Origin of the sequence: Paeniglutamicibacter selenitireducens (assembly GCF_051550675.1) — a bacterium.
GTDB lineage: Bacteria > Actinomycetota > Actinomycetes > Actinomycetales > Micrococcaceae > Paeniglutamicibacter.
This window is the reverse complement of sequence record NZ_JBPULF010000001.1, coordinates 665,868-682,103: the sequence shown is the minus strand read 5'-3', so window position 1 is coordinate 682,103 and position 16,236 is coordinate 665,868. Positions and strand designations below refer to the sequence as shown.

Annotated in this window: 16 protein-coding genes and 1 pseudogene; 8 read left to right on the top strand and 9 right to left on the bottom strand. The window is 70.0% G+C overall.

Annotated elements, in window-relative coordinates; genetic code table 11:
- Window positions 1-102: 102 nt before the first annotated feature.
- On the bottom strand, window positions 103-738 hold the full coding sequence (locus ACSYDW_RS03060) for an O-methyltransferase (RefSeq protein WP_438337214.1): 636 nt from the start codon (window positions 736-738) through the stop codon (window positions 103-105).
- Window positions 739-974: 236 nt separating this feature from the next.
- Between ACSYDW_RS03060 and sigE the strand changes: the two genes are divergently transcribed.
- The 4 genes and pseudogenes from sigE (at window position 975) to ACSYDW_RS03040 (ending at window position 2,947) form a co-directional block, all read left to right on the top strand.
- On the top strand, window positions 975-1,604 hold the full coding sequence (gene sigE / locus ACSYDW_RS03055) for an RNA polymerase sigma factor SigE (protein ID WP_438337213.1): 630 nt from the start codon (window positions 975-977) through the stop codon (window positions 1,602-1,604).
- Between the two features lie 2 nt (window positions 1,605-1,606).
- Window positions 1,607-1,696, top strand: a pseudogene (locus tag ACSYDW_RS03050) (zf-HC2 domain-containing protein); the annotation flags it as partial.
- Between the two features lie 102 nt (window positions 1,697-1,798).
- A complete protein-coding gene (locus ACSYDW_RS03045) occupies window positions 1,799-2,527 on the top strand; it encodes a hypothetical protein (protein ID WP_438337331.1) in 729 nt (242 codons plus the stop codon).
- A gap of 42 nt (window positions 2,528-2,569) precedes the next feature.
- The gene (locus ACSYDW_RS03040; RefSeq protein WP_438337212.1) at window positions 2,570-2,947 is read left to right on the top strand and encodes a sec-independent translocase; all 378 of its coding nucleotides are present in this window, start codon (window positions 2,570-2,572) and stop codon (window positions 2,945-2,947) included.
- A 149-nt stretch (window positions 2,948-3,096) separates the two neighbouring features.
- On the opposite strand, the gene ACSYDW_RS03035 is transcribed toward ACSYDW_RS03040, so the two are convergent.
- The 3 genes from ACSYDW_RS03035 to ACSYDW_RS03025 are packed head-to-tail and all read right to left on the bottom strand — an operon-like array spanning window position 3,097 to window position 6,186.
- Window positions 3,097-4,224 carry a P-loop NTPase gene (locus ACSYDW_RS03035; protein ID WP_438337211.1) on the bottom strand — a complete coding sequence of 376 codons (1,128 nt, stop codon included), beginning with the start codon at window positions 4,222-4,224 and terminating at the stop codon, window positions 3,097-3,099.
- The gene (locus ACSYDW_RS03030) at window positions 4,221-4,895 is read right to left on the bottom strand and encodes a DUF1003 domain-containing protein (protein WP_438337210.1); all 675 of its coding nucleotides are present in this window, start codon (window positions 4,893-4,895) and stop codon (window positions 4,221-4,223) included. Before ACSYDW_RS03030 ends, ACSYDW_RS03035 begins: the two co-directional genes overlap by 4 nt.
- Window positions 4,888-6,186, bottom strand: coding sequence for a magnesium transporter MgtE N-terminal domain-containing protein (locus tag ACSYDW_RS03025; protein WP_438337209.1), 1,299 nt, complete (start codon window positions 6,184-6,186; stop codon window positions 4,888-4,890). Before ACSYDW_RS03025 ends, ACSYDW_RS03030 begins: the two co-directional genes overlap by 8 nt.
- A gap of 182 nt (window positions 6,187-6,368) precedes the next feature.
- Between ACSYDW_RS03025 and ACSYDW_RS03020 the strand changes: the two genes are divergently transcribed.
- A complete protein-coding gene (locus tag ACSYDW_RS03020) occupies window positions 6,369-7,289 on the top strand; it encodes a YflT domain-containing protein (RefSeq protein WP_438337208.1) in 921 nt (306 codons plus the stop codon).
- A 177-nt stretch (window positions 7,290-7,466) separates the two neighbouring features.
- On the opposite strand, the gene ACSYDW_RS03015 is transcribed toward ACSYDW_RS03020, so the two are convergent.
- On the bottom strand, window positions 7,467-9,017 hold the full coding sequence (locus ACSYDW_RS03015) for an aminopeptidase P family protein (RefSeq protein ID WP_438337207.1): 1,551 nt from the start codon (window positions 9,015-9,017) through the stop codon (window positions 7,467-7,469).
- 140 nt (window positions 9,018-9,157) lie between these two features.
- Between ACSYDW_RS03015 and ACSYDW_RS03010 the strand changes: the two genes are divergently transcribed.
- Complete coding sequence (locus ACSYDW_RS03010) at window positions 9,158-10,018, top strand: PHP domain-containing protein (protein ID WP_438337206.1); 861 nt, start codon at window positions 9,158-9,160, stop codon at window positions 10,016-10,018.
- Here the strand turns inward: ACSYDW_RS03010 and ACSYDW_RS03005 are convergent.
- The 4 genes from ACSYDW_RS03005 to ACSYDW_RS02990 all read right to left on the bottom strand — a co-directional run bounded on the left by ACSYDW_RS03005 (window position 10,015) and on the right by ACSYDW_RS02990 (window position 14,742).
- Window positions 10,015-10,206 (bottom strand): hypothetical protein, encoded by a 192-nt coding sequence (locus tag ACSYDW_RS03005; protein ID WP_438337205.1) that lies wholly within the window; start codon window positions 10,204-10,206, stop codon window positions 10,015-10,017. The genes ACSYDW_RS03010 and ACSYDW_RS03005 overlap by 4 nt on opposite strands.
- A 135-nt stretch (window positions 10,207-10,341) precedes the next feature.
- Entirely contained in the window at window positions 10,342-11,205 is an 864-nt protein-coding gene (locus tag ACSYDW_RS03000) for a DNA-methyltransferase (RefSeq protein ID WP_438337329.1), read from the bottom strand.
- Window positions 11,206-11,287: 82 nt separating this feature from the next.
- Window positions 11,288-12,943 carry a DEAD/DEAH box helicase gene (locus ACSYDW_RS02995; RefSeq protein ID WP_438337328.1) on the bottom strand — a complete coding sequence of 552 codons (1,656 nt, stop codon included), beginning with the start codon at window positions 12,941-12,943 and terminating at the stop codon, window positions 11,288-11,290.
- Between the two features lie 302 nt (window positions 12,944-13,245).
- Window positions 13,246-14,742, bottom strand: a complete 1,497-nt coding sequence (locus ACSYDW_RS02990; protein WP_438337204.1) for an RNB domain-containing ribonuclease — start codon at window positions 14,740-14,742, stop codon at window positions 13,246-13,248.
- Between the two features lie 75 nt (window positions 14,743-14,817).
- Between ACSYDW_RS02990 and ACSYDW_RS02985 the strand changes: the two genes are divergently transcribed.
- Complete coding sequence (locus tag ACSYDW_RS02985) at window positions 14,818-15,489, top strand: ferritin-like fold-containing protein (RefSeq protein ID WP_438337203.1); 672 nt, start codon at window positions 14,818-14,820, stop codon at window positions 15,487-15,489.
- 62 nt (window positions 15,490-15,551) lie between these two features.
- The gene (locus ACSYDW_RS02980) at window positions 15,552-16,226 is read left to right on the top strand and encodes a 4a-hydroxytetrahydrobiopterin dehydratase (RefSeq protein WP_438337202.1); all 675 of its coding nucleotides are present in this window, start codon (window positions 15,552-15,554) and stop codon (window positions 16,224-16,226) included.
- The last annotated feature ends 10 nt before the right edge of the window (window positions 16,227-16,236 follow it).

Below are 16,236 nucleotides of genomic sequence, written 5' to 3'. Positions count from 1 at the left end.
TCATCGGCTTGGGATTGTGGAAATGGGAGTCGACCCGCACGGGTCGGCTCCCATTTCCGTGTGTTCGGGCTTTTCCGTCCAGGCTGCGCAGCGGTGTCCGGGCTAGTGGGTCCGTGCGGCGACCAGCAGGCCCATGCCGCTGGGTACGAGCGTGGTGGTGAAACGTTCGTCGCTGCGCAGCATGCGGATGGCGTTGCGGGTGGCAACGGTGCTGGGCTGGCGGACGGCCGGCTTGGCCACGCGGTGGTGGTCGAAGGCGTCGTGCAGCAGGACCATGCCTCCGGCCTTGACCAGGCGCATCGCCTGGGTGGTGTACTCGGAGAGGTGTGCCTTGTCGGCGTCGATGAACACCATGTCGTAGGCCTCGTCGGTGAGGCGCGGCAGCACCGCTTCCGCACGCCCGGCGATGGCACGGAAGCGTGAGGAGTCGAATCCGGCCTCGTGGAAGGCCTCGCGTGCCGCGGCAAGGTGGTCGACGTCGATGTCTATGGTGGTCAGTGCCGAGTGCGCCCCAAGCCCGCGGAGCAGGCTGGTTCCCGAGACGCCGACGCCCGACCCGATCTCCACCACGTGGCGCGCCTTGGAGGTGGCTGCCAGCACCGTCAGCAGGCCGGCCGTGGCCGCGCCCACCGATTCGACTCCGAGCTCCCTGCCGCGTTCGCGGGCACGCTCGATGACGGGGTCCTCCGTGGCCTGTGCCTCGGCGTAGGACCAGCTGCTGTAGACATCCAGGTTCATGAGTGTGGTGGGGTCCTGTTCACGAGGCGTGGGGGAATGGCGGGTGATGGCACGCATTCGGGGGCCGGCCCCGGGCTGGCTGCCCTCGGTGCCCGGCCACGGCGTGCCGCCGGGCGGGGTGCCGGTACATCCCCATCCTATCCCTGTGTGTCCATTTCAACGGCCGAATTGGAAACGTAGGTCCGGCACAGCCTGCTTACAGGATTCGCTCAGGCGGCTGGGCCAGAATTGAAACCGTGAACGCAACAGATCCGACCATGGCCACCGACACGAGCTCCACCGCTGGGTTCGGCGAGCTCGCGGTTCCCACGTGGGAGGAGATCGTCAGGGACCATTCCCCGCGGGTTTACCGCCTCGCCTACCGGTTGACGGGCAACCGCCAGGATGCCGAGGACCTGGCGCAGGAAACCTTCGTGAGAGTCTTCCGCTCACTGCACACCTTCACCCCCGGAACCATCGGCGGCTGGCTGCACCGCATCACCACCAACCTGTTCCTGGACCAGGCGCGGCGCAAGTCGCGGATCCGCTTCGACGGACTGGGCGAGGAAGCCGAAGCCAAGCTTCCCGGCACCGCCCCCGGGCCGGAGCGCAGCTTCGAGTACAACAACCTGGATGTCGACGTGCAGGCGGCCCTGGAGGGCCTGTCCCCGGAGTTCCGCGCCGCCATCGTGCTGTGCGACCTTGAAGGCCTCTCCTACGAAGAGGTTTCCGAGGCGCTGGACGTCAAGCTCGGCACGGTCCGCTCGCGCATCCACCGCGGCAGGGCGATGCTCCGCGAGAAGCTTGCCCACCGGAATCCCGCAGCCCGGCCGACCCCGGCCGTGGGGCTGCCCAAGATCCGGCGGTCGATCCCGGGAGTCCGCTAGGCATGCATTCACCACAGGAACGGATCCACGCCTATGCGGCAGGTGAGCTGGATGCGAAGAACCGCCGCAGTATCGAAAGACATGTGCATCGATGCCTGCGGTGCTGGGAAGCGCTCCAATCCGCCACGCCGAGGACCGCTCCGCACTGGAGCGGCCACGCTCAAATCCCTGCCCCTCCGCTGACCGCGCACACCTTGCTCAGCAGCGCCGACGAGCACCGCGACACGGGAGCCCCCCGCCGTACCACCCGCTTCCGCCCGTGGCTCCCTGCCGTGGCGCTGGTGGGGATCCTTGCCGTGCTCGGGGTCGTGGTGGGCTTGTCGTGGTCGCTGGGCGCCCCGGGCGTCGCCACAGCCGAACAGCACGACCCCACGGGTGCGTGGAACGCGACGGCCACCAGCCTCGACGAGGACGACCTGGGCGAGTTGCGCGCGGCGGGCTGGACCTGCCCCGTGATCGAGTCGGCCGGCTACCATCTGGCCTCGGCCAGCGGCACCCGCTCCGACGGCAGCGCCTCCGTGCACCTGGTGATGAAGAACGGCAAGCACGAGGTCGGCGTGACAGAGGTGCGCCGGCTCGCCGGCGGGCCGCTGGCCACGGGCAGCCTGGCGGCGCCGCAGCAGGTGGCGGCCCCGCAACAGGCGGCAGAGGCCACCGAGGGCTCGCTGACCGAACTGGGGCGCCGGCTCGGGGCCAAGGCCGCGGCATCGGCCAGCTTCGGCAAGGGCACCGCGACGTTGAGCATGGACGGCGTCGACTACTCGATCACCTCGAACCTTGCCAAGAAGGACGTCGAACTGCTCCTGCAGCGCCTGGTCGTCGGCGAGCACACGGGCGCTTCCGTCGGCTACGAGAGCCCCGAGGAGCTGGGCGAGCGCCTGATGCGCGGGCTGTCCAAACTCATGGTTTTGGACTTCGACTAGGCCTTGGCCAAATGATGCAGGGAAAGCAGGTAGTCTACTAGGGTGTTTCTGGGAATCAACGGTAGTGAGTTGCTGGTGCTGGCCATACTGGCAGTGGTTATTTTGGGACCCGAAAAACTCCCGGAGTACGCGGCCCAGCTGGGGCGGCTCGTCAAGGAACTGCGCCGCATGGCCACGGGCGCGAAGGAGCAGCTGCGCGAGGAGGTCGGCGACGACATCGTCGACATGGACTGGAAGAAGCTCGACCCGAGGCAGTACGACCCCCGCCGGATCATCAAGGAGGCGCTGCTTGACGACCTCGACGACGTGGTCAGCGCAGTGAAGGAACCGGTCGCCATCGAGCACCGTCCCGTCTCGAAGCCGCGGGTGAAGCCCCTGGCGGCGAACGAGCCGGCACCGTTCGACATGGAAGCGACGTAGCCAACCTCGCCACAGGCGGCGTGCCGCGCACGAACAAGCCACAGAAAACAAGCCACAGCAGCGGAGGCCGCATTCCCGAACGGGAATGCGGACTCCTTGCGTGTGGGATGTGGCGAACCGGCGCCGCGGACGGATGGGCCCGCGGCTGACTAGCCGGCGTGCGGGGCCCGCCCGGGGGAGACCGGGAGCTTCAGTCCGGCCAGGCCGCGGGGGCGGTGCGAGAGCGCGCGGGCGATCGAGGTGATCTCCGCGGCCGCGGGGGAGCCGGGGTGCGAGAGCACCAGCGGCATTCCCGCATCGCCGCCGGCGCGCAGCAGCGGCTCCAGCGGCACCCGGCCCAGCAGCGGCACCTCGGAGCCGAGCGTTTCGGTCAGCCGCCCGGCAAGCTCCAGGCCGCCGCCGGCGCCGAAGACCTCCATGGTGGAGCCGTCGGGCAGCTGCAGCCAGCTCATGTTCTCGATGACGCCGAGGACCTTCTGGCCGGTCTGCACGGCGATCGCCCCGGCGCGCTCGGCGACCTGTGCGGCGGCGGCCTGCGGGGTGGTGAGGACCACGAGCTCCGAGCCGGGAAGCAGCTGGGACACGGAGATGGCGATGTCCCCGGTGCCCGGCGGCAGGTCAAGCAGCAGCACGTCGAGGTCCCCGAAGTGCACGTCGGTGAGGAACTGCTCCAGGGCGCGGTGCAGCATCGGCCCGCGCCAGATCACCGGCTTGTTGTCATCGACGAACATGCCGATGGAGATGACCTTCACCCCGTGGGCGACAGGCGGCAGGATCATCTCATCCACCCGGGTGGGCTTCGCGTTCGGGATGCCGAGCAGGCCGGGGATGGAGAAGCCGTGCACGTCGGCGTCGATGAGGCCCACGCGCAGCCCGTCGGCGGCCATGGCGCAGGCGAGGTTCGCGGTCAGCGAGGACTTGCCGACCCCGCCCTTGCCGCTGGCGATGCCGATGACGCGGGTCAACGAGGCCGGGTCGCCGAAGGGGACGGCGCGTCCCTTGAGAGACTCGCGCAGCGCCGCACGCTGCTCGGGGCTCATCACGCCCAGGGACAGCTCCACGGAGTCGACCTCCGGCAGGGTTGCCAGTGCGGCCGTGGCGTCGTTTTCGATGGTGGAGCGCAGCGGGCAGCCGGCGATGGTGAGCAGGATCCGGACCCGCGCGGTGCCGTGGTCGAGGACCGCGGAGTCGACCATGCCCAGTTCGGTGATGGGGCGGCGCAGTTCCGGGTCCTGGACCGCGGAGAGTGCTTCAAGGAGCCGCGGCTCGATGCTCATGAGGGTGCGTTCTTCTCTGCTTGCGTGTCGTGGTGCTTCTCGTGCGGCTTCCCGGGGTGTTTTGCCGGCTTGTCCGCGCGGGCTGCGGCCTTGGGAACCTGCGGGATGAGCCCGGTGTTGGTGGAGGAGCGGTCGCGGCGCTTGGGGTTCTTGGCGCGCAGCTTCAGCTCCTCGCCGTCGGCGGTTTCCAGCAGTTCCTCGAGCACGGAGCGCAGCTCGGAGCGCACGTAGTCGCGGGTTGCGACATCGCGCAGGGCGATGCGCAGGGCGGCGAGCTCGCGGGTGAGGTACTCGGTGTCCGCGAGGTTGCGTTCGGCGCGGCCCCGGTCGTCGGACAGGGCCACCTTGTCCCGGTCGTCCTGCCGGTTCTGGGCCAGCAGCAGCAGCGGGGCGGCGTAGGAGGCCTGCAGCGAGAGCATCAGGGTCAGCGCCGTGAAGCCCAGTGCCGCGGAGTCGAAGCGCCAAGCCTCGGGCGCCCAGGTGTTCCAGATGAGCCAGAAGATGCAGAAAATGCTCATGTAGAGCAGGAACTGCGGGGTGCCCATGAAGCGCGCGAACTTCTCGGTGCTTGAGCCGAACGCGTCCGGGTCGGGGGAGAAGCGGGGGAAGAAACGGTCGCGGGCGCTCATCGGGGTGTCCAGGCCGCTGCCTGCCTGGCGCTTCTCAGCCATGGGTGTCTCCGTTCGTCGCCGGTGGGTTCTTGGCGGTGTGGTCGTCGTGCGTGCGCCAGTCCTCGGGCAGCAGGTGGTCAAGCACGTCGTCGACGGTGACGGCGCCGACCAGGCGTCCGGCGTCGTTCACGACGCCGAGCGAGGTGAGGTTGTAGGTGGCAAGGGTCCGGGCGACCTCGGGCACGTCGGCCATATCGGAGATCGGTGCCAGGGCCGTGTCCAGGATGTTGCCCAGGGATTCCGGGGGCGGGGTGCGCAGCAGCGCCTGGATGTGCACGGCGCCCAGGTAGCGCCCGGTGGGGGTCTCCAGCGGCGGGCGGGTCACATAGACGGTGGAGGCCAGCGCGGGGGAGAGTTCCTCGCGGCGCACCGAGGCCAGCGCCTCGGCGACCGTCGCCTCCGGGGAGAGGATCACCGGCACGGGGGTCATCATGGAACCGGCAGTGCCCTCGGCGTACTCGAGCAGGCGGCGCACGTCGCGGGCCTCCTCGGGCTCCATGAGCTCGAGCAGCGCGTGCTTGGTGTCCTCGCTGAGCTCGGCGAGCAGGTCGGCGGCGTCGTCGGGGTCCATTTCCTCGAGCACGTCTGCGGCGCGTTCCATGTCCAGCGCGGAGATGATCTGCACCTGTTCGTCGTCGGGCATTTCCTGCAGCACGTCGGCCAGGCGGTCGTCCTGCAGTTCGCTGGCGACCTCGACGCGGCGCTTGTCGTTCATCTCGTGCAGGGCGTCGGCGAAGTCGGCGGGCTTCATCTCGTCGTGCGCCGCCACGTAGGTGCTTGCGGCCTGGGGTTCGTGCAGTGCGGTGTGGACGATGGCGTCCCAGGGCACCAGCAGGCGTTCGCCGCGGGAGCGGCGCAGGCCCAGCAGCCCCCCGGCGTGCTCGCCGCGGCGCACGAAGTAGTCGGAGATGATCCAGTCCCCGCCGCGCTCCTGGCTGAGCCCGATGTCCTCCACGACGGCGTTGCCGCTGCCGTCGGCAAACTCGACGCGGCGGTCGAAGAGTTCCGCGGCCACGAGCATCTCGGCGCCGCGCTGCTGGAAGCGGCGCATGTTCACCAGGCCCGAGCAGATGATCTGGCCGGACTCCATGGCCTGGATGCGGGTCATCGGGACGAAGACGCGGCGCTTGCCGGGGACCTCGACCACGACACCGACGCACTGGGCGGGTTTGGTGAGCGAACGCGAGATGACGACGACGTCTCGCAGTCGGCCCAGCCGGTCGCCCAGCGGGTCGAACACGTCCAGCCCCAACAAGCGGGCGATGAAGACCTTCGTAGAATTGCTGCTCACGCTCTCTAGGCTACTGCCTTGCGCAGCGCGGGGCACATACGGTGACGCCCCGTGCGGACGTCGTGCCGCACCGGCCGGGCGGCGGCGTGACATGGGCCGCGGTGCTGTCGCGGGCGTCCCACGGCTTTCACCTTGAGCGATCAAGCGGGCGGAGCGGGGCCCGGAGCGTGCACAATGGAAGCATGTCATCCCCACTTGGTGCTTCCCCGACCCCATCGAACGTGCTCGGCCTGCCGCGCGGCGAACTCCTGGGGCGCTACGACTCCTATCTCGACGCGCAGAAGATCGTCGACTACCTGGCCGACAACGACTTCCCGGTCAGCAACATCACGATCGTGGGCAACGACCTGCGCAGCGTCGAGCGCGTCACGGCCAAGCTCAGCTACCCGAAGGTCGCCGCCGCCGGCGCGGCGCAGGGTGCCATGTTCGGCATGTTCGTGGGCCTGATCCTCTCGATCTTCAACCCGTCGCCCGACTCGTGGGCGGCGATCCTCTCCTCGGTGGGCCTGGGCATCGCGATCTGGATGATCGTGGCGGTGGCGGGCTATTCCTTCCGCCGCGGCAAGCGCGACTTCGCCTCGCAGTCCCAGGTGCTGGCCACCAGCTACGACGTCGTCGTCGACTTCTCACACGCCCACGCCGCCCGGGCGCTGGCCGCCAAGCTGCCGATGAGCCGCGGTGCGGCGGACGCCGGGGTGGGCGTCCACGCGGTGCCGGTGCAGCCGCCGGCCCCCGCCCAGCCACAGGCCCCCGCGGCACCCGTGGACGGGCAGGCGCCCGCGGCCCCGGCGCCGGTCTCCTCGGGCAGCTACGCAGACCTTCCCGACGGCCGCCCGCAGTTCGGCATCCGCGTCCAGCCGGCAACCCCCGCAGCCCCGGCCCCCGAGGCCCCCGTTGCCGCGGCCGATGCCGCAGCTGCCGCCCAGCCACAGGCGCACCCGCAGACACCGGCAGTGGAGGAACCGCAGGCCCCGGTCTCCGGTAGTGCCCCGGGGAACGCCACGAGCAACGCCACCGGCAGCGAATCCGAGAATGGTTCCGACGGCGAGGCAGGCACTGGTTCCGGCACCGAGCCACACGGGGAATCCGCGCCGCGCCCGTAGGCAGCGCGCGGCCCCGCAGCTTAACAGCGAACGGCCCGGGTCCTTCCCGCCACCTCGACGAGGTGCGGGGAAGGACCCGGGCCGTTCGTGTTCCGGGAGCGGGCCGTGCATGCCGGTCCCGCCGGACAGGCCCGCGCCCGGTGCGGCCCCATGGGGACCGCACCGGGCGCCGGCGGGCTAGCTGTTGCGGATCTCGGCCATCCAGGTCTCGACGGCCTCCGGGGTGCGCGGGAGTGCGGCCGAGAGGTTCACGCAGCCGTCGGCCGTGATGAGCACGTCGTCCTCGATGCGCACGCCGATGCCGCGGTATTCCTCCGGCACGGCGAGGTCCTCGTTCTTGAAGTACAGGCCGGGCTCGATGGTGAAGACCATGCCCTCCTCCAGCACGCCGTCCAGGTACAGCTCGGCCTTGGCCTGCGCGCAGTCGTGCACGTCCAGGCCCAGGTGGTGGCTGGTGCCGTGCGGCATCCAGCGGCGGTGCTGCTGGCCCTCGGGTGCGAGCGCCTCCTCCAGGGACACCGGGAGCAGGCCCCAGGCGTCGAGGTTTTCGGCGAGCACCTTGATGGCGGCGCCGTGCAGGTCGCGGAACCTGGTGCCGGGCTTGGCCACGGCGAACGCGGCGTCGGCGGCATCGAGCACCGCCTGGTAGATCTTGCGCTGCACCTCGGAGTAGGTGCCGTTGACCGGCAGGGTGCGGGTCACGTCGGCGGTGTAGAGGGACTCTGCCTCCACGCCGGCGTCGAGCAGCAACAGTTCGCCGTCGTTGACGGTGCCGTTGTTGTTGATCCAGTGCAGGACCGTGGCGTTGTTGCCGGAGGCCGCGATGGTGTCGTAGCCCAGGTCGTTGCCCTCCTCGCGGGCGCGGGCGAAGAACGCACCCTCGACGACGCGCTCGCCGCGCGGGTGGGTGAGCGCGCGGTCCAGGGAGCGGACCACGTCGGTGAAGCCGTTGATGGTCGCCGCGACGGACTTCTTCATCTCGCCGATCTCCCAGGCGTCCTTCACCAGGCGGATCTCGGAGAGGGCCTCGGTGAGCTCGCCGTCCAGCGAGTCGGAGACCTCCAGGTCGACGCCGGTGTTGATGCGGGAGGTGTCGACCAGCGCGTCGCAGTTCATGTCCACGTCGCGCAGCAGGCGGATGCGCATGCCGCCGAGCTCGACGACGCCGGCGTTCTTGGTGATGGCCACCTCGAGGCCGCCCAGGTCGGCGGTGGGCAGGCCCAGGCGGGCCTGCAGCAGGCCCAGGGTCGGGCGCGGGCCGATCCAGAATTCGCCGGTGCGGGCGTTGGAGTAGAACTCCTCGGTGTCGCGTCCGGCCATCGGGGAGAAGTAGAGCGTGGCGTTGTGGTTGGATCCGCCGTCGCCGGCGCCCTGGTCGGTGGGCTCCATGACCAGGACCGCGTCGGGTTCGTGGTCAAGGCCCAGGCCGGTCAGGTGGGCGAAGCCCGAGTGCGGGCGGAAGCGGTAGTCGGTGTCGTTCGAGCGGACCTTCAGCGGGCCTGCGGGGATGACCAGGCGCTCGCCGGGGAAACGTGCGGAGACCGCGGCGCGGCGTGCCGCGGCGTAGGGGGCAACCTCGTCGGCGCCGGGAAGTTCGGAGGTGTCGGGGGCCCAGGATGAGGCCATGAAGGATTTGAAGGCCTCGGAGGACGGGCGCTGCGAACGGTTGTTCACACGCTCCTCGAGGGGCTGGTCGCTGCCGGTGGTGGTGGTTGCATCAGTGCTCATGGTTCCAATCGTCTCAAAGCGCGGCGAAATGTGCCAAGGCGCTTAGCGCAGAGCGGAGCCGGGCCCGAGGCGGGACCCCGTTTCCGGTGCACGCGCCCCCGGGCGGTACCGCGGGGCCGGCAAGGACTACGCTGTAGGTTATGCGGATCGATCTTCACACCCACTCACATGTATCCGACGGGACGGAGTCTCCCGCCGACCTTGTCACGGCGGCGGCCGCCGCGGGACTCGATGTGGTGGCGCTGACGGACCACGACCAGACCTCCGGCTGGGCGGATGCCTCGGCACGCGCCCTGGAACTGGGCATCGGGCTGGTCCCGGGCATGGAGATCTCCTGCAAGACGGACCACGGGATCAGCGTTCACCTGCTCAGCTACCTGCACGACCCGACCCACCCGGGACTGCTCGAGGAGATCGAGAAGGCCCGCGACGCACGCATCACCCGGGCCCGCCGGATGGTCGAGCTGCTCGCCGAGGACTACCCCGTGGATTGGGAGCTGGTCTCGAAGCATTCGGTGCCGGGGGCCACGATCGGCCGCCCGCACATCGCCGATGCGCTTGTCACGGCGGGGGTGGTGCGCACCCGCACCGAGGCCTTCGCCCAGGTGCTCACCGCGCGCTCGCGGTACTACGTGGGGCACTACGCGATGGATCCCGTGACGGCGGTGCGCCTGGTGCGCGAGGCCGGGGGAGTGCCGGTCTTTGCCCACCCGGTCGCTTCGGCGCGCGGACGGATCGTTGGGGAGGAAACCTACGAGGCGATGATCGGGGCGGGGCTGCTGGGCCTGGAGATCAACCACCGCGACAACCCCGAGGACGGCCGCAGGCATCTGCGGGCGCTCGCCGACCGGCACGGCTTGGTGGTGACGGGGTCCTCGGACTACCACGGCACGGGCAAGCCGAACCGGCTCGGGGAGAACACCACGGCCCCGGAGATGCTGCGGCGCATCCTGGAGGCCGGAACCGGCAGCTCGCCCGTCGGCATGCCGGAGATCCCCTAGCCGCGGGAACCGGCGACGGGGCCTCCGCCGGCCCCGCGCTCCGCGGCGCCCAGCAGGCTGTGCGCGATCGACAGCGTGGCCAGTGCCTGGACCGAATCCCACGTCCCGGGCTTGAGCTTGGCGGCAACCTGCGCGGCCTGCTGGGCCAGGGCCGTGGCCTGCTGCTCGTGTGCGTTTGCGTCGTTCATCGCTCGCGGTCCTTGCTGTAGGTGACACCCAACGGAAATGCCTCCAACCTACCCCGTGGCTGCGGGATGTGTCGGAGGCATTTCTATGTGGCGTGTCCAGCCGGGCCGCGCCGGGTGTCGGACCCGGCGGACGGGCTATTCCGGCGGGGCCTCGAGCAGGCTCGCGCCGGGGATGCGCGCGTTCATGACAGCGATGGACTGGGGGTTCTCGTCCACGCAGACAAAGCGGCGGCCGGTCGCCGCGGCCACGGCGCCGGTGGTGCCGGAGCCGGCGAAGAAGTCCAGCACCCAGTCACCCTCGCGGGAGCTGGCGTTGATGATGCGGCGCAGGATGCCCTCCGGCTTCTGCGTGGGGTAGCCGGTCTTTTCCTTGCCGGTGGGCGAGACGATGGTGTGCCACCAGACATCCGTGGGCAGCTTGCCGCGTTCGCGCTTCTCGGCGGTGACGAGGCCGGGGGCCATGTACGGCTCGCGGTCGACCTCTGCCGCGTCGAAGTGGTAGGACTTCGGGTTCTTCACGTACACCAGGATGTTGTCGTGCTTGGCCGGCCAGCGGCTCTTGGCGCGCGCACCGTAGTCGTACGCCCAGATGATCTCGTTGAGGAAGGACTCGCGGCCGAAAATCGCATCGAGCATGACCTTGGCGTAGTGAACCTCGCGGTAGTCCAGGTGCACGTACAGCGTGCCGTCGTCGGCCAGCAGGCGCCAGGCCTCGCGCAGGCGCGGCTCCAGGAACGACCAGTAGTCGTCGAACGCGTCGTCGTAGCTGTGCAGGTCCCCGCGCAGCGTCGAGTAGCTGCGGCCCTGGAATCCGATGCGGTCGCCCTCGCCCTCGGCCGCGCGCACGGACTTGAGCACCTGGCGCTTTTGGGTGCGCCCGGTGTTGAACGGGGGATCGACGTAGATCAGCGTGAATGACGCATCGGGCAGCGTGGGCAGGAACGTCGCGTTTTCCGCGTGGACGATCAGGTTGGGACCCTCGGGGTCCCAGGACCGCACCGGCGGGACGGCGGCGGGCCCGCCGGCAACCTGTTCGGTTGCGCCGGCGGGCCCGTCGGGGGTGTTCAGACGGCTCACGGATCTACTCGGAGTCGGTCTTGTTCACTACTTCGCCGTTGCGGCGGCGCGTGCGGCTGCGGTTGCTGCGCGTGCGTGCCGGACGTTCGGAGCGCTCGGTGCCTTCGGCTGCGGGGGCTTCGCCCTCGGTTGCCACCTTGGGCTCGTGGTGGTGGCGCTCGCCCTCGCGTGCCGGGCGGTCCGCGCGGCCGTGCGAGTGGCCGTGGCGGCCGCCGCGCTCGGATCCGCGTTCGCCGCGTCGTTCCCCGCCGCGTCCGCCGCGGTCGGAGCCACCGGAGCGGGGGGCGCGTGAGCTGTTCTTCTTGCCGGTCTCGCCCAGGTCCTCGAGCTTTTCCCCGGCCAGGCCCTCGAGCTTGCGGGCGCTGCGCGGCAGGCGGCCCTTGGTGCCGGCGGGGATGTGCAGGTCGGAGAACAGGTGCGGCGAGGAGGAGTAGGTTTCCACCGGCTCGGTGACGTCCAGGCCCAGCGCCTTGTTGATCAGGCCCCAGCGCGGGACATCTTCCCAGTCCACGAAGGTCACCGCGGTGCCCTTGTTCCCGGCGCGGCCGGTGCGCCCGACGCGGTGGAGGTAGGTCTTCTCGTCCTCCGGGCACTGCAGGTTGATCACGTGGGTGACGTCGTCGACGTCGATGCCGCGGGCCGCGACGTCGGTGGCGACGAGCACGTCGACCTTGCCGTTGCGGAAGGCGCGCAGCGCCTGCTCGCGGGCGCCCTGGCCCAGGTCGCCGTGGATGGCGCCGGCGGCGAATCCGCGGTCCACCAGCTCGTCGGTCAGCTTGGCTGCCGAGCGCTTGGTCTTGGTGAAGATGATGCAGCGTCCGCGGCCCTCGGCCTGCAGGATGCGGGCGACGACCTCGTCCTTGTCCAGCTGGTGGGCGCGGTAGATGACCTGGCGGATGTCCTTCTTGGTGATGGAGTCATCGTCGTTGTCTGCGGCGCGGATGTGCGTCGGCTTGGTCATGTAGCGGCGGGCCATGGCGATGACGGCACCGGGCATGGTGGCGGAGAAGAGCATGGTCTGGCGCACGGCCGGGGTGGCGGCCAGCAGGGTCTCGACGTCCGGCAGGAAGCCGAGGTCCAGCATCTCGTCGGCCTCGTCGAGCACCACGATGCGCACGTTCTTCAGGCTCAGGTGCTTCTGCTTGTAGAGGTCGATCAGGCGGCCCGGGGTGCCCACGACGATCTCGACGCCGGCCTGCAGCTGCTCGATCTGCGGCTCGTAGGCGCGGCCGCCGTAGATGGTGGCGATGCGCGCGTTGCGGAACTTTGAGGCCTTGTCCATGTCGGCGGCGACCTGGACGGCCAGTTCGCGGGTCGGGGCGACGATCAGGGCCTGCGGGGCGCCGGGGACCGGGAGGGACTCGTAGCCCTCGTCGTCCGGTCCGATGACGCGCTGCAGCGCGGGGATGCCGAAGCCGAAGGTCTTGCCGGTGCCGGTCTTGGCCTGGCCGATGATGTCGTGGCCGCCCAGGGCGACCGGGAGGGTCATGGCCTGGATCGGGAACGGGTGGGTGATGCCGGCGGCCGCGAGCGATTCGACGATGTCGGGGCGGACCCCGAAATCGGCGAAGGACTGCTCGGGCAGTTCGTGCGGCTTTTCGTCGGTGGACAGCGATTCCTCGATGTCGACGGCTTCCGACGCGGAGTCGGCGGTGAGCAGGTGTTCAGTGTTCAAGACAGGGTTCTCATTCGTTTAGGCACCGTGCTTGGGGTGCTCGACGATCCCGGGTCGTTGGGAAAACCGGGGGTTCGGAGTCCACCACATGGCGGTGCTTCCAGCGGAGCCGATCGCAGGCTATGCATCGCAGCCGGATTCTCGTGGCTGCAGGGGGTGCGGGATTCGCTGGGTAATCCCGCCAAAAACTTGTTGACGATTCGCGACCGGGCATCCTTGTATATCCATCCAGCATATCCCGCACCGCTTCCGATCCCCGCATTTCGCCGGATCGGCGCACCCGGGCCCTATGGGCCGACGATCCTGAAGAGCACCGAGCGGGTGAGCAGGTCGGCCGTGACGAGTTCGGCCTCGACCCGCTGCCCTGCCGCCGCGGACCCCTCGAAGGGTGCCGTGACGGCGGGGGAGACCAGCTGCAGCGTGCCGCGTGGTGAACGCCCGTTGGCCCCGTTGGCCTGTCCGTTGCCCCCGCTGCCCGGCTGCGCCGCTCCGGGGGATGGGACAGTGCCGGTCAGCGTGACGGCGGTGAAGCGCTCGCCCACCCGGTGGGCCAGCGACGCGGCCTCCACGGTGTCGATCGCGGCACGTTCCACCTTGTTGACCAGCTGGTTGGAGGAACCCATGAGCCGGGGCAGCAGCGGCAGCACCTCGCGCAGGGCCGCAGGCACCTCGAGGCCGCGTGCGGCGTACGCACACACCAGCAGGGAGAACCTGTCGACAAGCCGGCGCAGCGGCGCGGTGGTGTGGGCGTAGGGCGCGCCGATCGCGGCCTGTTCCAGGTCGGCGGGGACCTCGCCGTCGAACACCGTGTAGGTGGCGCCTCGGAACAGGCTTGCCGCGTGGTGCATCAGGGCCAGCTGCCCGGCATCGGAGAGGTCCAGCGAGCGCAGGAATTCGCCGTAGGGCAGTCCCTCGTCCCAGGTGGCGCCCAGCGTGCGGGCCTGGAGCCTGAACACCGCGAGGTCCCGGGGCAGCGGGGCGGGCATGGTGCGCAGGATGCCGACCTTCGCACCGATCATCAGCCGCGCGGCCTCCATCCCCGTCAGCAGGGAGATCTGCGCGTTCCAGTCCTCGACGGGGAGTGGAGCGCTGGCGCGCAGCACGTAGGTGCCCTCGAGGCATTCGACTTCCTGGGCGGGGATGCGCAGGCTCGCCCCGCCGCGCTCGCGTTCAAGCTCGATCCGCTTGAGGCCCACCTCGCGCAGCAGTTGCAGGAGTTCGGGTGCCGTCCCGGCGTCGAGTTGTTCCTGGGCCCCGGTGTAGCTGAGCTTCGCGCGGCTGCGCACCGTTGCACGTTCCAGGGTGGTGCCACGGACGTTGCCGCGGGCATCGAGGGTGAAGGAAAACAGGTAGGCGCTGCGGTCCTGCCCCGGAAGCAGCGACCCCGCGCCCTCGGCGATCGATTCGGGGTGCAGCGAGATCCTGCGGTGGGGCAGGTAGACGGTCTGCCCGCGCAGCCTCGCCTCGCCGTCCAGCCTGCCGCCCAGGCTCACGAACCCGGGCACGTCGGCAATGGCGTAGTGGACAAGGTACCCGTTACCGGTCCGCGAGAGGTGCACCGCCTGGTCAAGGTCGGTGGATTCCGCGGGGTCGATCGTCACGAACTCGATCTCCCGCCGGTCCGCGGGAGGGAACTCGAAGTCGCGGATGGCGCGCTCAGCCTCCTCGATCACCTCCGACGGGAAATCGGTGCGCAGCTCGAATTCGGTTTCCAGGGCCACCAGGGCCTGGGCCAGGTCTGTGCTCTGTGCGGCGGGCGTCAACCCGAGGATGTTGTGGCTCACCCCCACAGCATAACCACGGCCCCGGCCCCGGGGCCCCAACTGTCGCGCCCATGGCGCCCCGAGTAGGCTGAACGCATGAGCATTCCTTCCGCAACACCCGCCCGTCGGGACGCCGCCCAGGACGAGATGGCGCTGCTGGGCCTGATCGCCTACCAGGAGCTGACGGCCTTCGAGCACCTTTCCTCCGACGCCCGATTCTCGCCGACCCTCGTGGACCGGGAGACGCTGGCCAGGCTCGCCGTCACCGAGTTCGGGCACTACGAACTCATCCGCGAGATCATCGCCTCGCGCGGCATGGACGCGCAGGAAGTCATGGAGCCGTTCATGGCCTCGCTGGACGAGATGCACGCGCGCACCAAGCCGGGGGACTGGTACGAGTCGCTGGCCAAGGCCTACGTGATCGACGGCGTCGCCGCGGACTTCTACTCCTACATCGCCTCGGAGCTCACCGAGGAATCCCGCTCGGTGGTGCAGAGCGTGAAGACCTCCGACGCCAACACCGAGTGGTTGCGGGACCGCCTGCAGCTGGCCATCGCCGACCGCCCGGAGCGGGCTTCGCGGTTGGCCCTGTGGGGACGCCGGCTGCTGGGCGAGGCCCTCACCCAGGCCCGCGAGATCGGGGAGCAGTACGACTACTGGGGTTCCCTGGAGGAGCGTGGGGACCGCGGGCAGACCATGACGGCGCTCTTCGCGCGGCTCGTGGAAAACCACTCCCGCCGCATGAGCACCCTGGGCATGACGGCCTGAGCGCAGTCTGCCGCCCGAACCACACCAAACCCCCACCACGGACCCGAACCTGAGGAACGACCATGGATTCACCGGACCACGTCCTTGACGGATACGAGATCGCCCGCGCGCTGAAGGAGCTTCCGTCGTGGCGCCAGCGCCATGGCGCACTGGTGTGCGCCTGGTCGTTCGCGACCTCCCGGGAGGCCGTGGACTTCCTGTCCATCGTCGCCGAGGCGGCCGAGCACCAGGGCCACCACCCCGACGTCGACTGGCGCTGGAACACCATCTTCCTGAGAACCACCTCGCACGACGTGGGCGGGGAGATCACGCCGCGCGACATCGCACTGGCCACGCTGCTGGAATTCGCCGCCGCCGATTCCGGGGCGCTCGCCGTCCCGCACCGGCACCAGGACCTGTCGCTGGCCCTCGACGCCGCCGACCCGTCGGCGCTGGAGGCCTTCTGGTCAGCGTCGTTGGGCTACCGCAAGGGACGCGACGGCGACCTCGTGGATCCGGAGCGGCGCAACCCGCCGCTGTGGTTCCAGCAAACCGCAGCACCGAACGCCAACGCCCTGCACGTCGATCGGATCGTGGCCCGTTCGGAATTCGAGGCCGCCCGCGCGAAGATGCTCCCGGAAGCCGGCGAGGGGGACGGCGCCAACGCCCCGGACTGGGTCGTCTACACGGATCCCGACGGCAACCGCATGTGCCTGTGTGCCGAACCCGAGCTCCCCGGCGAGCCGCTCGACCACTAACCGCCCGGCG

Coding starts and splice junctions, on each gene's coding strand:
- ACSYDW_RS03010 (WP_438337206.1), top strand. CDS start 9,158: ATGCGGATCGATCTTCACACCCACTCACATGTATCCGACGGGACGGAG.
- ACSYDW_RS03035 (WP_438337211.1), bottom strand. CDS start 4,224: ATGAGCATCGAGCCGCGGCTCCTTGAAGCACTCTCCGCGGTCCAGGAC.
- ACSYDW_RS03030 (WP_438337210.1), bottom strand. CDS start 4,895: ATGGCTGAGAAGCGCCAGGCAGGCAGCGGCCTGGACACCCCGATGAGC.
- ACSYDW_RS03005 (WP_438337205.1), bottom strand. CDS start 10,206: ATGAACGACGCAAACGCACACGAGCAGCAGGCCACGGCCCTGGCCCAG.
- ACSYDW_RS03020 (WP_438337208.1), top strand. CDS start 6,369: ATGTCATCCCCACTTGGTGCTTCCCCGACCCCATCGAACGTGCTCGGC.
- ACSYDW_RS02985 (WP_438337203.1), top strand. CDS start 14,818: ATGAGCATTCCTTCCGCAACACCCGCCCGTCGGGACGCCGCCCAGGAC.
- ACSYDW_RS02980 (WP_438337202.1), top strand. CDS start 15,552: ATGGATTCACCGGACCACGTCCTTGACGGATACGAGATCGCCCGCGCG.
- ACSYDW_RS03060 (WP_438337214.1), bottom strand. CDS start 738: ATGAACCTGGATGTCTACAGCAGCTGGTCCTACGCCGAGGCACAGGCC.
- ACSYDW_RS03015 (WP_438337207.1), bottom strand. CDS start 9,017: ATGAGCACTGATGCAACCACCACCACCGGCAGCGACCAGCCCCTCGAG.